Source organism: Kitasatospora sp. NPDC051170, from assembly GCF_044455705.1.
In the GTDB taxonomy this organism is placed as follows: Bacteria; Actinomycetota; Actinomycetes; order Streptomycetales; family Streptomycetaceae; genus Kitasatospora.
Window position 1 is genome coordinate 35,149 of the sequence record NZ_JBITFA010000011.1, and the last position, 13,965, is coordinate 49,113.

At 70.1% G+C, this 13,965-nt stretch carries 13 protein-coding genes; 4 read left to right on the plus strand and 9 right to left on the minus strand.

All coding sequences use genetic code 11. The annotated features are described in order from the left end of the window. Window positions 1-128: 128 nt before the first annotated feature. On the minus strand, window positions 129-1,451 hold the full coding sequence (locus ACIBCA_RS22715; protein WP_396284772.1) for an FG-GAP-like repeat-containing protein: 1,323 nt from the start codon (window positions 1,449-1,451) through the stop codon (window positions 129-131). A gap of 159 nt (window positions 1,452-1,610) precedes the next feature. On the opposite strand from ACIBCA_RS22715, the gene ACIBCA_RS22720 reads away from it, so the two are divergent. Then, window positions 1,611-1,928, plus strand: coding sequence for a DUF6191 domain-containing protein (locus ACIBCA_RS22720; RefSeq protein WP_031068924.1), 318 nt, complete (start codon window positions 1,611-1,613; stop codon window positions 1,926-1,928). Between the two features lie 36 nt (window positions 1,929-1,964). On the opposite strand, the gene ACIBCA_RS22725 is transcribed toward ACIBCA_RS22720, so the two are convergent. The 7 genes from ACIBCA_RS22725 to ACIBCA_RS22755 all read right to left on the minus strand — a co-directional run bounded on the left by ACIBCA_RS22725 (window position 1,965) and on the right by ACIBCA_RS22755 (window position 9,163). Continuing rightward, complete coding sequence (locus ACIBCA_RS22725) at window positions 1,965-2,402, minus strand: VOC family protein (RefSeq protein WP_396284773.1); 438 nt, start codon at window positions 2,400-2,402, stop codon at window positions 1,965-1,967. A 149-nt stretch (window positions 2,403-2,551) separates the two neighbouring features. After that, window positions 2,552-3,295, minus strand: coding sequence for a dienelactone hydrolase family protein (locus ACIBCA_RS22730; protein ID WP_396284774.1), 744 nt, complete (start codon window positions 3,293-3,295; stop codon window positions 2,552-2,554). Between the two features lie 58 nt (window positions 3,296-3,353). After that, window positions 3,354-5,426: a hypothetical protein gene (locus ACIBCA_RS22735; RefSeq protein ID WP_396284775.1), complete on the minus strand. Its 2,073-nt coding sequence runs from the start codon at window positions 5,424-5,426 to the stop codon at window positions 3,354-3,356. 17 nt (window positions 5,427-5,443) lie between these two features. Next, a complete protein-coding gene (locus tag ACIBCA_RS22740; RefSeq protein ID WP_396284776.1) occupies window positions 5,444-7,579 on the minus strand; it encodes a hypothetical protein in 2,136 nt (711 codons plus the stop codon). 395 nt (window positions 7,580-7,974) lie between these two features. Continuing rightward, the gene (locus tag ACIBCA_RS22745; protein WP_396284777.1) at window positions 7,975-8,415 is read right to left on the minus strand and encodes a hypothetical protein; all 441 of its coding nucleotides are present in this window, start codon (window positions 8,413-8,415) and stop codon (window positions 7,975-7,977) included. Window positions 8,416-8,474: 59 nt separating this feature from the next. After that, window positions 8,475-8,762 (minus strand): hypothetical protein, encoded by a 288-nt coding sequence (locus ACIBCA_RS22750; RefSeq protein ID WP_396284778.1) that lies wholly within the window; start codon window positions 8,760-8,762, stop codon window positions 8,475-8,477. Next, the gene (locus tag ACIBCA_RS22755) at window positions 8,759-9,163 is read right to left on the minus strand and encodes an ATP-binding protein (RefSeq protein ID WP_396284779.1); all 405 of its coding nucleotides are present in this window, start codon (window positions 9,161-9,163) and stop codon (window positions 8,759-8,761) included. The genes ACIBCA_RS22750 and ACIBCA_RS22755 overlap by 4 nt, the downstream gene beginning before the upstream one ends. A 300-nt stretch (window positions 9,164-9,463) precedes the next feature. Here ACIBCA_RS22755 and ACIBCA_RS22760 point away from each other — a divergent pair, with 300 nt between their 5' ends. The 3 genes from ACIBCA_RS22760 to ACIBCA_RS22770 all read left to right on the plus strand — a co-directional run bounded on the left by ACIBCA_RS22760 (window position 9,464) and on the right by ACIBCA_RS22770 (window position 12,765). Further along, window positions 9,464-10,309, plus strand: a complete 846-nt coding sequence (locus ACIBCA_RS22760; RefSeq protein ID WP_396284780.1) for a helix-turn-helix domain-containing protein — start codon at window positions 9,464-9,466, stop codon at window positions 10,307-10,309. After that, window positions 10,306-10,527, plus strand: coding sequence for a DUF397 domain-containing protein (locus ACIBCA_RS22765; protein WP_396284781.1), 222 nt, complete (start codon window positions 10,306-10,308; stop codon window positions 10,525-10,527). The genes ACIBCA_RS22760 and ACIBCA_RS22765 overlap by 4 nt, the downstream gene beginning before the upstream one ends. 159 nt (window positions 10,528-10,686) lie before the next feature. Next, on the plus strand, window positions 10,687-12,765 hold the full coding sequence (locus ACIBCA_RS22770; protein ID WP_396284782.1) for a ribosomal protein L7/L12: 2,079 nt from the start codon (window positions 10,687-10,689) through the stop codon (window positions 12,763-12,765). A 154-nt stretch (window positions 12,766-12,919) separates the two neighbouring features. On the opposite strand, the gene ACIBCA_RS22775 is transcribed toward ACIBCA_RS22770, so the two are convergent. Further along, window positions 12,920-13,921 (minus strand): hypothetical protein, encoded by a 1,002-nt coding sequence (locus ACIBCA_RS22775; RefSeq protein WP_396284783.1) that lies wholly within the window; start codon window positions 13,919-13,921, stop codon window positions 12,920-12,922. Between the last annotated feature and the right edge of the window lie 44 nt (window positions 13,922-13,965).

Below are 13,965 nucleotides of genomic sequence, written 5' to 3' on the forward strand. Positions count from 1 at the left end.
TCCCCCAGGGGCGTACGAGAGGTGGCGGTCGGTACAGGTACAGGTACGGGTGCGAGTGCGGGTTCGGGTCCAGGGCAGGGGGCTTCGGCTGACGGACCGAAGCCCCCCGCTCACCGTGGTGGCGCGGCTCAGGCGCCGGCGGCCACCTGGCCGAGGCTGGTCCAGCCGCCGCGGCCGTCGCCGCCGTCGTTGCGGTAGGCGCTGACCGAGTTGTTCGGGTTGGTGGTGAGGTAGTCGGCCTTGAAGTCACCGGTGAAGTCGGCGAGGACGACGGCGTTCGGGTCGATGGTGGTCCCGGTCCCCGCGGCGATCTGCCCGTAGTTGGCCCAGCCGCCGCCGGTGTCGCCGCCGAGGTTGCGGTAGGCGACGATCGAGCCGTTCGCACCCACGGCGCTGTAGTCGGCCTTGCCGTCGCCGTCGATGTCGGCGAGGCGGACCCGGTTCGGGTCGGTGGTCAGGCCGCCCGCGGCGATCTGGCCGTAGTTGGCCCAGCCGCCGCCGGTGTCGCCGCCGCGGTTGAGGTAGGTGCTGATCGAGCCGTTGGCGCCGATCACGTTGTAGTCGGCCCGCCCGTCGCCGTCGATGTCGGCGAAGCGCACGCGGCTCAGGTCGGTGGTCATCCCCGAGGCCACCTGCCCGAGGGGCTGCCAGCCGCCGTGCCCGTCACCGCCGCGGTTCAGGTAGACCTGCACGGAGCCGTCCGGGTTGATGCAGATGTAGTCGGCCACCCCGTCACCGTCGAAGTCCGCGAAGCGCACGCGGTTCGGGTCGGCGGTCAGGCCCGCTGCGACCTGCCCGAGGGGCTGCCAGCCGCCACCGGTGTCGCCGCCGCGGTTCAGCCAGACGTTGATCGCGCCGTTGGAGCCGACGGTGATGTAGTCGGCCTTGCCGTCACCGTCGAAGTCCGCCCACTTCACCCGGCCGTTGCCCGCCTCGGTGCCGTTGTGGTGGCTGATGTGCCGCTTGATCATGCGCCACTGGGCGTTGTCGCCCTGAAAGCCCGGCATGCAGGCGGGGGTCGTGTTGCTGACGAGCTTGAGGTAGCAGCCGACGGGGCTGCTGATGGTCGTCCAGTCGCCCGTGGCGGAGCCGTACTTCCAGGGGAACTGGTAGCCGTCGGCGCCGCAGGCGACGGACAGCACGTTGGCGTGCGTGTCCGTCGCCAGGCAGGAACCGCCGTTGGGGACGGCGCCGGTGTCGAGCCAGTCGTGGTTCAGGGTGACGAAGTACTGGTCGTCGCTGGTGCCACAGGGGACGACGTCGACCTGTTCCGGCGCCCAGCTGACCGCCGCCCGGAGGCACAGGCCCGTCGCCTTGTTCTGGATCTGGAACGCCAAGGGGTTCACGTCGGCCGACGCCTGCCCCACGGAGAACGTCAGGCCGGTCAGCATCATGGCGACCACGGTCAGGGCCGCTCTGACGCGGCGGAGTCGAAGGATTGCGGTGTTCACGTGTCCTGCCTCAGGCGTTGGGTGCGCGCCGGGCCCCGGACTTTCGCTGCTGGGGCCGGTCACGCGGGAACGGCCACGAGGCTGGCAGGGCGCTCCAACAGCGCCCCAACAATCCGCCAACGGTTCCCCGTTGGCGGGCGGGCGGTGATACTGGACCGCATGGGGATGGTCGTCTTCGTCACGCTGCCCGGGCTGGTCCTGCTGCTCACCGCGCTCGCGGTGGTGGACCAGGTGCTGCTACGCGCCGGCCGGGCCGGGCTGCTGCCGTGGCGGACGGGCGCGCGGCAGGGGCAGGTCTCGGCGACGGGGTTCGAGCAGTTGCACGCGAACTTCTCGGCGGGCAAGCAGCACGAGCTCAAGGAGCGGCAGGCGGTGCTGATGCTGCGCGACGAGGAGGGGGACGGCGCCCCGCCGCGTCACTCCGAGGTGGACCTGGCGCGCGGCAGGGCGGTCATCCGGCTGCCGAAGGCGCCCTGAGCGGGCGGCCTCACGGCTTCGACGGGATGGTCACCGTCAGTCGAGGCAGAACTCGTTGCCCTCGAGGTCCTGCATGTTCTGGCAGGACTCGTTGACGCCGTCGGCGAGCAGCAGCTGCCCGCGCACCGCGCCCAGGGCGATCAGCCGGACGGCCTCCGCCTCGAGCGCGGCCAGGCGCTCCTCGCCGACCAGCCCGGTGCCGGCGCGCACGTCGAGGTGCACCCGGTTCTTGACGACCTTGCCCTCGGGAACGCGCTGGAAGTACAGCCGCGGGCCCTCCCCCGTCGGGTCCGCGCACGCGCCCCACGCCGGGCCGCGGAAGTCGGCGGGGCGGGCCCCGTCGAACTCCTCCCAGCTGGCGAACCCCTCCGGCGGCTCCGGGATGACGTAACCCAGCGCCTCGGCCCAGAAACGGGCGACCAGCAGGGGCTCTTCGCAGTCGAAGGTGATCTGGACCTTCTTGATCGAGGACATGCGGGCCACCGTAGCGGGCCCGTTGATCGCCGTCACTCCGATTTGCTCACCGCCGTTCACTCGTCGGCGCACCACTCCTCGACGGCCTGCCAGTCGAGGCCCAGGCCAGGGAGAGACGGCCCGGGCGACCTCGCGCGGCCGGAGCCGGGCTACAGCTTCGCCGCCAGGGCCTCGTGCACCCGCTTCCAGGCGTCGGCGGCAGCGGCGGGGTGGTGGTCGGCGGGGCGGTCCGAGCAGGCGAAGCCGTGCCGGGCGTCGGGGTACGTGACCAGCTCGTGTGCCACCTTCGCCTGGGTGAGGCGTTCCTCGGCCGCCCGCCACTCGGCCGGCGGCAGGATGTGGTCCAGCTCGCCGGTGAACCCGAGCAGGTGCACCCCGTTCGCGGCGATCCGTTCCGCGTTCTCCAGCGGCGGCACCGGACCGGCCAGTGGCATCCCGGAGTTGAGCAGCCAGCCCGGGTAGAAGACCGCCGCCAGCTCGAAGGACAGCTCGGTGGCGGCGCGCACCGCGATGTGCCCGCCCATGCTCTGCCCGAGGAAGGCCACCCCGCGCCCGCCGGCCTCGGCCCGGGCGAACGCGAGCGCCTCGGCGGCGTCGGCCAGCAACTGGTCGCGGTCCAGCGCCTTCATCAGCACCAGGCCCGCCTCGCGCTCCTCGGCGGAGTAGCCGAGTTCGGTTCGGCGGGCGTCGCGCCAGTAGAAGTCGGGCGCGATCGCGACGTAGCCGAGCGCGGCCAGCTCGGCGCAGTTGCCGCGGATGTACGCGTTGACGCCGTAGAGCTCGGCGCAGACGACGACGGCTCCGCGCGCGGCGCCCTCGGGCCGCTGGACGTACGCCTCGATGCCGCCGGGAGTGCCGATCTCCTGCCACCGCCCGTGTGATTGACTCATCATCAGTCCCCCGTGTGTCGAATGATCGCCATCGTAGGCGACCGGCCGGGCCGGACAGGGCCTACCGGGCGGCCAGCACGTCCGACAGCTGGATCAGCACACCGTGGTGGAGGTCGACGGGGCAGTCACCCGTCGTGGTGTCCGGCTGCCCCGACCGGTGCACGGTGGCGCCGAGGTGCAGCAGGCCGGTCGATGCCTGCCGGTCCGCGACCAGGGGTTGGACCAGGTCGAACTGGTAGAGCGGGACGCCCGGTCCGATGGTGAACGTGAAGGACTGCGGGTCTCCGTCCAGACGGGCCGTCACGTCGACGCCGGTGATCCCGCCGGTGGCCAGGGCGGTGCCGGTGACGATGCTGACCGTGGTGTGCAGGTCTTCGAGGTAGACCCGCTGTTGGGCCACGACGGCCGCGGTGGAGCCGGCCAGCGTGTGGTCGGGGACGAGCGTCGCGCCGCTCGGGGTCACGGCCGCGACGTCGGCGCTCGCCCCGCTGCGCACGACGAGGGCGAGGCCCTGCGCCGGCGTCTGGACGGAGCCGTCCGGCAGGACGGCGTAGAGGCGGGTGACGGTGGCGTCGTTCTCCGCGTGGTTCGTGACCGTGACGTTCGTGCCGTCCGCCGGCGTGGCCAGGACCGGTCCGCCGGGCCACGGCCCGGTCAGGCGGGACACGTCGATGTGCAGTTCGACCGGACCGAGGCTGCTGCCGTCGCTCAGGGGGAACGCCCCGTTGCCGACCAGCATGCCCTCGGACGCGCCGGCGCCGAGCATGCCGTTGAGGACGACGGCGTCCGCGTAGTCGACTTCGATGTCGACCATGATGCTGTCGCCCTTGACGACGGTCCTCGCGCTCTGGGAGACGTTCCAGCTCTGGGCGGCGAACCCGGTGGTGCCGGTGCCGAACCCGGTCGGCAGCAGCACCGTCGGGTGGGCGGTGCGGGCGGAGAGCGCGGCGGTGAGGGCGATCACCTGGGCCTGGGTCAGGTCGGGGTGGAGTTCCGCCTGGAGCTTGCAGGGGAGGGCGGTGTCGCGGGTGGCGTCGAAGACCTGGACCCACTGCACCAGGGGGCTCCAGTCGACCACCCCGGGCTGCCCGGGCACCGACCGTCCGACCCGGTACCGGCGCGGCAGCACCACGTACAGGCCGGGGCGGCCGAGCGCGTCGTACACGGCGTAGTCGGGTGTGGTCAGGTCGGTGACCAGGTCGTAGAGCGCCTTCGGCAGTTGCCCCAGGGCCATCGCGTCCCGGCAGCCGACCGCGACCGGGTGGTCGGGGTCCGTGGCGTCCACGTAGAGCGTGCCGAAGTCGGCGCAGGGCACGAAGACGTCGAGGTCCTGCTCCTTGCTGGTCTCGACGGGGGCCCACCAGCCCTCCAGCCCCGGCTCGCCCCCTTCGACCGGCGGGGTGAACACCCACCCCGTGGTGTCGGTGGGTGGGAGTACCCCCTCGTTGACGGAGCCCGGCGGAGTGTCGGGCCGGCTGTACTCGAGGTGGTTGAGGGTGAGTTGCAGCTGGGTCCGCGTCGGCTGGTACTGCGGAAGGGCGAGGCTGCCGTAGGCCGCCTTGGCCTGGTCCCCACCGACGGTGAAGACCAGGGTGTACGTGTCGTCGACGGGGTCGGCCGGCGCGGCGGCGAGGGTGACGGACGACGGCCCTCCGCTGTCGGCGTCCGCGTACGGGATGACCAGCAGGGCCTGCAGGGACGTCAGTTGCACCGGTCCGCACTGGTCGGGGTCGGGGATGTCCGCGCGCTGGTCGTCGGTCAGGGCCGTTCGGACGGTCACGGTGATCGTGGCCTCGATCACCGGCTGCTGGTTCGCGTCGTGGCCCGTCGCGGTGTAGGTGAAGCCGTACGGGTCCGGTGGCGTGCTGGCGGGTGTCGGTGCCACCACCTCGAAGACCGGGAGGTACCAGCGGTAGTCGCCGCGCGTGATGTCCTGGAGGACGTTCGGGGGCTGGCCGTCGTCCCCCGTCTGCTGCATCGGGCCACCGGGCTGCAGGTCCGACGGCTGCACGGGGGCCGGGGGTACGTCGGCCGGGGGAACATCGGGGGCGGCGGCCGGGTCCGGCGCCGGCTGTGACGTGTTGGCGAGTTCGGCGAGGCCCAGGTTCAGGGCCGCTTCTCTGATCGGTTCCACCGTCCGGCCCCCTTCGCTCACTTGGCGGGGTTGATGACCGTCACGCCGGGCTCGCCGGGATGCGGGGGGATCGCGACCAGCGGGCCGTTGCCGGAGGTCGCGGTGATCCACGGGCCGGTCCAGCCGTCGTTGGGGGGTGCCGTGTCGCCGATGTCGGCGTTACGGAGGATGGTCACCTGGTAGCTGAACTTCGGCTGGTAGTCCGGCTGTCCGGTGTAGATCGTCCAGTACCGGGGCTGGGCCTGGTCGGTGGCGCTGAAGGTGAAGCTCACGACGTCCGACTCGCGCGAGGTGCCGTCCAGCCGGGCGCCCTCGGGCTTGAGTGCGAGCTCGGCGGTCCAGTTGCCGCCGAGGTGCCCGCCCAGCGAGATCGGACCGACCGTGAGGACGCCGGTGTGATCGCACTTGACCGGCTGGGACAGTTCGTTGGTGAGCGTCCCGTTGTCGCCCGGGTCGAGGTCGACCTTGCCGACCTCCACGCGCTGGCGCACGTACGGGCTGTCGGTGTCGGACGCGGCCGGGTTGAAGACGATCGAACGTCTGACGAACATCTTGTCGGGCGTCCAGCCGTCCGGCGGGTTGGTGACGTCCATGGCCTGCTTCTGGGTCATCCGGGCGAACCAGGCGGTGGAGGTGGTGCCGTCGGCGAAGGTGATGAAGGCGCTCGGCGTGCCCGAGGGCGAGGAGGCTCCGGGCTCCCCCGCCGGCAGGCCCGCGGCCGGATGCTCCGGGACGACGGCGGACGGGTCCGCCGGCTTGCCGAACGTGGTGCCGCTCCACTCCAGCGCGCCGCTGGTGTTCGGGTACCCCACCTGCACGCTGACGTAGTCGACCGGGTCGCCCACCCACTGCTTGGCCGGGTCGGGCCAGTTGACGCCGGGCTTGCAGGCGACGGTGATCATGCGGTCGTAGTCGTCCAGGTACAGCTCGCCGAAGTACTGGCGCAGCTTGCTCGGGTCGTTGGCCAGGACACCCGCCAGCCCGTCGAGCGTGCCGCCGATGGTGTGCGGCTGCAGGTACCGGCGGTCGGACTGGTACTGGAAGCTGTTGGCGATCTCGACCTGGTCGCTGCGGTAGTCGAGGGAGACGCCGAGGCCGAGGCCCCAGCCGGTGCCGAAGCAGTCGCTGCTGCCGGCGGCGGGCGCCTGGGCGTCGGGGATGGTCGGCATCGGCTGGAAGATCACCTGCTTCGCCTGCTCCATCCACAGCGGGATGAGCATCTCGACGTACTTGTCGGCCACCTTCTCCTGGTCGTCCGCCCCCGGGAGCGTGCTGTCGATCTCCAGGTCGATCTTGATCGCGCCCTGCATCCGGAGGTCGTTCCAGGTCGCCTTCACGTCGGCTTCCGCCCAGAAGTACTTGGCCTGGACGGCCGTCGACAGGTGCTCGAAGACGCGCTTCCAGTCGGAGGTCATGGTCAGGCTGGTGATCGGGGCCCAGAGCGGCACCTGGAGGTTCTCGACGACGGAGATGATGCTCTGGTTGGCCTTCAGGCCGGCCGCGACGATCTCCGCCGCCACGGAGCCCATCATGCAGGTGAAGCTGTTCTCCGCCACCGGGTCGGTCGCGCCCGGCCCCTGCCCCTGCATCTTCCAGAAGAACGGGTCGGTCCCGCCGCCCGTCGTCAGCGAACCGTCCGGGTTCATGCTGGCGTTGGTGACGCTCACGTTGTTGGAGACGACCGTCATCGGCCGCAGGTACGCGGGGTCACCGAGGGTCGGCTTCGGGGCGCTGGAGCGGTACATCGTGTAGCGGTCGCCCTTGTCCTGCCACTGGCCGAGGATCTGGTCGTGCGCCTGCTGGAGGACGCCGTCGGGCGGGGCGGAGGTGACGGTGAACGACAGCGCGCCGCCGGTGATCTCCCTGGTCATGCCCGGGATGACCCCGACCGTGGTGCTGCCGGTCTGCACCCCGGCGAAGTGCAGGAAGTAGAACTTGAGGTCGCCGTTGGGCTTCTCGGCCAGCCGGACGCCGTCCGGGACCCAGTAGTAGACCGGCGGCTGTCCGGCCTGCTGGAGGAGGTCGTTGTGCTTGTCGGGCAGGTAGAGCAGGGTGTAGTCGACCCCGGCATGGCTGACCACCGTGCTTTCGAAGCCTCCGGTCCAGATCGGGCCGACCGGTTCAGGGGTGTCGATGTTCGGGAAATCGGTCATCGTGATCACTCGCTCAGTAGCCGCACGGCGGCCTGCTCCGACCCCGTACCGGTCCCGCACGTCGTTGGGTGGCATCTCGCCCGTGGACCGTGCGGACGTCGTCGCCGGTACTGCCGTACCGGACATCGGCGAGAGAAACCACGAGGGCCGCACCCCCTGACGGAAGTCCGTCACGGGCGTATCGGGGGCCCGCACGCAGTGCCGTTCGGCGCGGCCTCACTTCCATCCTCGCCCTCCCGTGGTGGGTGTCAAGCCCAGGTCAGGCGGGCGGGGCGCGGTGTGCGGGCGCATGCGACCACGCCGCCGGCCCGTGGGCGCAGGGGCCGAACACCCATGACGGATCGGCGCGTTGTGACGGTTACCGGTGGCTCGCGGACGCGAGCCGAATCCGGGCGCTACCCGAGGGCGACGTACGCCCAGTCGGTGAGCGCGAGCGCGGCGGCGGACCATCCGACGACGACGGCCGGGCGGCCGCACTCGGCGCCCTTGGCGCGTTGGAAGGCCGCGATGAGTACGGCGATGGCTGCGGCGACCATGGCGAAGCAGGCGATCGCCCATCGGAAGTCGGTGAACAGGAGGATCAGGCCACCGACGATCAGCACCGGCGTCCACAGGCTCGCGACAATGGCTCCGGCGGCGGCGCAGGCGACGCGGAAGTGGTCACGGCGCCGGAAGCAGATCGGCGCGGCGCACCCGGCGGCGCTCAGCAGCTGGACGGCCGGGACGAGGTAGGGCCACGCGACTCCGAACCTCGCGAGGGCGAGGAGCAGCGGCAGCACGAAGACCGCGGTGGCTGCGGCGGCCAGCAGCCGGGCGCTTGCGGGTACGGCCGGCATGATCCCCCCTGCGCGCGCGAGTCTGAACACGTTCAAACCTAGCACGCAGGGGCGGGAGGTCAGCGCTGCGCCTCTGAGGCACCGTCGCGGAGGTTCGCCCAGGTGATGCACAGCTCGTGGTCGCCGATGGGGAGGGCGAGGAGGGGGTGGCCGGAGAGGTGGCGGAGGACGTCGCGAGGGGCGCAGGGGCCAGTGAGGGCGTGCTCGAGGCGGAAGCGCTGGGGGCGGGTCATGGGGAGGAACTGGACGCGGTTCCAGAGGTGTTCGAGGGTCTCGGCGTTGAGGGTGTGGGTGGCGGCGGGTCTGAGGCCGGGGATCTCGACGAGGATCTCGCGGTCGGGCCTCACGCGGTGACCTCGCACCAGACGATCTTGCCGATGGGGAGACGCGGACGGCAACCCCACGCGGAGGAGAGGGACTTGACGAGGTGCAAGCCGCGCCCGGCCTCGCCGTCGAGGCCGGGCGCGGAGGGGTCGGATTCGGGTTCGCGGTCGCTGCGGGCGTCGTGGACCTCGATGCGGAGCCGGTCGGGAGTGAGGTCGAGGGAGAGGTAGATCAAGTAGCCGGCGGGCGTGCCGTGGAGGACGGCGTTGGTAACGAGCTCGGAGACGAGGAGGAGCCCGGAGTCGCGGTAGCACTCGCCCTCGGGGATGGACGAGAGGAGGGAGGAGAGGCGGCTACGGGCCTCGCCGGGCGAGCGACGGCTACGCGGGAGCCAGATGGTGGAGGTGGAGGGGGTTTCGGACATGGCGAAGTCACCTTCCAAGCACATGAGTGGAGAAGGCCGAACGGCCAATCGGCGGCTCGAAATTCAAGACGAAGCATCAGAGAGCGTGGCGCGACGGCACGCCGCGCATGTCACGCATAGACATCGCTTCGCTACTCACAGCATGGAGCACTGCCATCACTGATCGCAAGGCATGAACTCGAAAGATGAAAGTTTTCAGATTTCTGAGCAAGGTACGCCCCCTGCATGCCTGCTGGTGGTGGCGAACCGTCACCACTCGCATGCACACTGATCCCCAAGCACTCCGGAGGGGTTACGTACATGGCAGTCGCAGTGCCAGCCGTGCGGTATCGGCGCATCGCTGCTGAGTTGAAGCGGCTTCGCGAGGTGAAGGGCCTGTCGGCAGAAGAGGTCGCCGCCCAGGTCGAGGGCGTGAACCTGGTGAAGCTCAGCAGGTACGAGAACGCCCGCGTCCAGCTGAAGCCCGATGTGGTCCGCTCGTTGCTCGACTTCTACGAGTGCGACGAGGAGCTCAAGGAGGTCCTCGTCGAGATCCTGCGGGACAAGCGACGTCCCGGCTGGATGGCGGGCTACGAACAGTTGAACCCGCTCTACACGGACCTGATCCGCCTCGAAGAGACGGCTGTCAGCAACAAGTCGTACGAGTCTGCGTACATCCCGGGCCTGCTACAGACCCGCCAATACGCCCACGCCATCATCTCCAGCGGCGTGATAAACAAGCCCAGCGTCGAAGAGCGCGTTGAAGTCCGGATCAACCGGCAATCGGTCCTGACCCGATCAGACAACCCGCTCAAGCTATGGGCCGTGATCCACGAAGCCGCCCTCAGCATGACTGCCGCTCCAGGCGTGATGGCCGATCAGTTGGACAAACTGCTGCAGTTCAGTCGGCTTCCCAACATCAAAATCCAGATCATGCCAGCCATGGCTCCACCGCACCCCGGAATGACAGGGCCCTTTGCCCTCTTGGAATTTCGGCAACGCGATCTCGACCTGGTCCTCCTCAGCGGGATGCTCAGCAGCGACTGGGTTGAGGACCCGGATCAGGTCGACATCTATCGAGCGGCGTTCGACGAAGTCATGGCCACGGCCCTGTCTCTCGACGAGTCGCGCAACCTCATCACACAGAAGAGAGACGCGTACAAGTGACCCACTTCCCTGTCGCCTCCGCCCTCCCCGTGCAGTGGAAGAAGGCAACCGCCAGTAACCCGAACGACAACTGCATCGAGATGGCCACCACGACCACCGGCGCCGTCCCCGTCCGAGACAGCAAGGACCCCCATGGGCCAGCCCTCGGGTTCACTCCCGAGGGCTGGCGGTCCTTCGTCTCCGGCATCCGTGCGGGCGATTTCCCGACCGACCTCTGAACCAGCTCTCCCGGGCGTCCCCGTGTGGCACACGGGGACGCCCGGTTGCCTCCCGGACCGACCGGCCAGGGATGGCCGGTGCCGTGTTCTGTCGCCCTCCCCTTCCCCTGGTCATGCTGGCGGCGGCAGACCATCGACGAAGGGTGAGGGAGCTCCCCGTTGGACGCGCACGCGCACACAACCCCCATGCGGGTCATAGGTGGCCGGTACCGGCTGGTCGAATTCCTTGCGGCCGGCGGGATGGGGCGCGTGTGGAAAGCCCATGACCAGAACCTCGGCGTCGATGTCGCCGTCAAAGAAGTACTCCGCCGTCCCGGTCTCTCGGACGAATACTGGAGTGAACTCCTCATCCGGGCCCGGCGCGAGGCCCGGCACGGCGCGAAACTGCGCAATCACCCGAACATCGTCGCCGTCTTCGACGTCGTCGTCGAAGACTCCCTCCCGTGGACCGTCATGCGACTGGTCAAGGGCAGGTCCCTGGAAACGCGTCTGAAGACGGGCCCGCTCTCCCTCACGGAAACACAGAAAGTCGCCGAGGCCATCATCAATGCCCTCGGTGCCGCCCACGACGCGGGAATCATCCACCGTGACGTGAAACCCGCGAACATCATGCTCGCCGACGACGGCAACATCCTCCTCACCGACTTCGGCATCGCCGTCAACGACGCCGACACCAAGCTCACCCAGGACGGCGGCATCATCGGCTCGATGGCCTACATCGCCCCCGAACGTGCCGACGGTCACCAGGGCAATGAGGCCAGCGACCTCTTCTCCCTGGGCGCCACGCTCTACGAGACGGCCGAGGGCACCTCGCCCTTCCAGCGGGACACCGTCACCGGCACGCTCCGCGCCGTCGCCTTCCACGAGCCCCCGGCCCCGGCCAGGGCCGGCCACCTGGCACCGCTGATCACAGCGCTGCTCAACAAGGAGCCCGGTAACCGGCCCTCGGTGACCGAGGCGCTGGTCATGGCCAAGACACACACCGCCACTGCCACCACCACCGAGGGACAGCCTTCCTACGACGTCCTCCTCCAGGACGTCGGCGAGCGGAGGTACGAGGTCGTTCAAGCCATCAGGCAGGTCACCGGCGGCAACGCCATGGAGGCCGCGGACCTCGTCGACGCCGTACCCCGAGCAGTGTTGAGCAAGGTGAACTTCCTGACCGCCAACACGACCCGGCGTGCCCTGTTGAAGGTCGGTGCCACCGCGATCCTCGAGGAGCATGACCCGCAGGCCACCCCCGAGGAGAGGGAGCGCGGGAGGAAGCGTGCCCGGGCAAAGATCGAGCGGGCGGAGAGCAGCAGCATTGGAACCGGCTGGTTCTGGACCTTGGCCGTCCTCGCCGTCGTGATCTGGCATGGCTCGACCCACCAGTGGCTGCCGAACCTGTGGCGCTCCGCTATCCACGCCGCTTCCTCGTCCGCTCCCGCCGTACACTTCGTCAACTCCGGAAGTCGGCTCACCGGGACGTGCAAGACGGACACCGGGTGCCCGGTGACGGGCTGGTTCACCAACACAGGCCGCCAGACCGGTGCGGCGGGCGTAACGTTCTCCCTCACCAACGACAAGGGATTGATCGACGGCCTCTGCACTGCTCCTATCCCCGTGGCAGCCCCGCACGAGATCGGGTTCGGTCTCGACGAGCGCGGCCAGGACCTCGCGCTCGTCGACCTTCGGGCTGGCCAGGGCCCAGGTGACGGGCAGCCCGGCCGGCGTGCAGATCAGGTGCAGTTTCAGGCCCCAGAACCAGCGAGAGTGCGAGCGGCTGTAACCGTGGCCGGCCCAGCCGGTCAACGCCGAGCGGCGCGCGGTGTCACGCGAACGCCCGCATTCCACGGGCGTGGAGTCAGTGATCCAGACCGGGTCGGCCCACAGGTCGGTCGCGCGGGCCAGGTTTCGGACGGCCTGCTGGAGCAGCGGCCGGGCGGCGCGCAGGCGCTTGTTGTAGCCGGACCGGTCGGGCAGCCCCGGTCACATGCCGCGCAGGTGGGCGCGGGCAAAACGGATCCAGCGGGCCTCGGAGTGGAAGCCGAGCAGGGCCTGGGCCACGGCCAGACAGACCAGCTCGGAGTCCGTCAGTCGCGGCGGGCGGCCCAGCCACCGCGTTCGGGGCAGATGGTCATCGATCTGCACGTAGAGTGCGGTCAGGAGGGTGTCCAGCTCTTCGGTCGTCACAACCCGAATGCTGGACGCCCTCCCTGCATGTCCGGAGCGAAACAGGCAAGCCCAGCCGACTAGGGAACTGCTCGACCAGGTCGCCGCCACCGGCCTACTGAACGCCGAGGAGGGGAACACGTGCGAGCCGCTGTTCGTGCCTGCGGATCGCCGTTGCGCGCGCGTGGGCGCTCCACCGCCCGGGACGGGCACGGACGGTGGGTTAGGTCGTGGCGGGTCAATTCGCTCGGGTTCTGATGTGCTCCCTGATCGCGTCCCCCACCGCCCTGAAGGCCAGGCTGTGGCGTGAGGGGAGCTCGGGGTGGCACAGTTGCTGGACGCACTCCGGCAGGCCGTACTCGTCGTGCACGTTGCTCAGCCAGGGCACCGGGGTGAGGAGGGCCGTGAGCTCGTCGGTGACCAGAGTGGCGAAGAGCTCGTGAAGCTCGTCCGGAACGTCGTCCTCGACGAGGCAGAGCCAGGCGAGGCCAGCACTCACCCGCACCTCGTCGGGCCGGGTCGTGTCCCGCCACCATGCCCGCAACTGCTCAGCGGCGGCCGGGGCGTGCTGCTCCCGGGCGAGTTGGCCGATGGCGAGAACGAGGCAGGCCCGCACGGCCTGGTCGTCCTCGACGGCCAGGCGTGCGTGCAGCCCGTCCGGTATCCGGCCGGCAGGGTGGGCGATCGCCAGCGCGAAGGCGGCGGCGCGGCGGACGGCGGGCTCAGGGTCGTCGAGCAGGTGGAGCAGGATGTCCGCGTCCGCCGCTGCGGCAGCCCGGCCGGCCTGGAGGGTCCACGTCAGCGGGCCGCCGCTCGGCTCGTAGTAGCCGGCCTCGCGGGGACCGTCCGCGCACAGCAGGGCATCGCGCGAGGTGTCACCGAAGTTGGACCCGCGCGCCACCGAACCGACCAGCCCCAGGAGGCCGGCGCGGTGACGGGAATGTGCGAGGGCGAGGCGGATCAGGAACGGCACCGTCAGGGCGCCCACGGCGGACGTAGTGCCCTGGTGGCAGACCCGGTTCCACAGCGTGCCGAGTGCCGTGTCGGAATCCACGTCGGAGCCCAACCGGATCGTCTCCAGCAGGCCCGGCACGTCGCTGCCGGTCCCGTACCAGTGGGAGAACCGCTCCCAGGGCACCGCGTCATAGCGCAACCCGTCCTTGGCCTCCTCGGACAAGGCGGCCAGCACCACCCGTACGTCCTCGGGTTCCCGTCCGACGCCCACCCCTGACCACGACATCCTTGCTCCTCGTCACTTCGCGTACGTGTCGCCCAAGGTCTACT

What these genes read in the sequence shown, in the direction of transcription:
- ACIBCA_RS22720 (WP_031068924.1), top strand. Translation starts at nt 1,611, where the DNA reads ATGGGGATGGTCGTCTTCGTCACGCTGCCCGGGCTGGTCCTGCTGCTC.
- ACIBCA_RS22725 (WP_396284773.1), bottom strand. Translation starts at nt 2,402, where the DNA reads ATGTCCTCGATCAAGAAGGTCCAGATCACCTTCGACTGCGAAGAGCCC.
- ACIBCA_RS22730 (WP_396284774.1), bottom strand. Translation starts at nt 3,295, where the DNA reads ATGATGAGTCAATCACACGGGCGGTGGCAGGAGATCGGCACTCCCGGC.
- ACIBCA_RS22740 (WP_396284776.1), bottom strand. Translation starts at nt 7,579, where the DNA reads ATGACCGATTTCCCGAACATCGACACCCCTGAACCGGTCGGCCCGATC.
- ACIBCA_RS22745 (WP_396284777.1), bottom strand. Translation starts at nt 8,415, where the DNA reads ATGCCGGCCGTACCCGCAAGCGCCCGGCTGCTGGCCGCCGCAGCCACC.
- ACIBCA_RS22755 (WP_396284779.1), bottom strand. Translation starts at nt 9,163, where the DNA reads ATGTCCGAAACCCCCTCCACCTCCACCATCTGGCTCCCGCGTAGCCGT.
- ACIBCA_RS22760 (WP_396284780.1), top strand. Translation starts at nt 9,464, where the DNA reads ATGGCAGTCGCAGTGCCAGCCGTGCGGTATCGGCGCATCGCTGCTGAG.
- ACIBCA_RS22775 (WP_396284783.1), bottom strand. Translation starts at nt 13,921, where the DNA reads ATGTCGTGGTCAGGGGTGGGCGTCGGACGGGAACCCGAGGACGTACGG.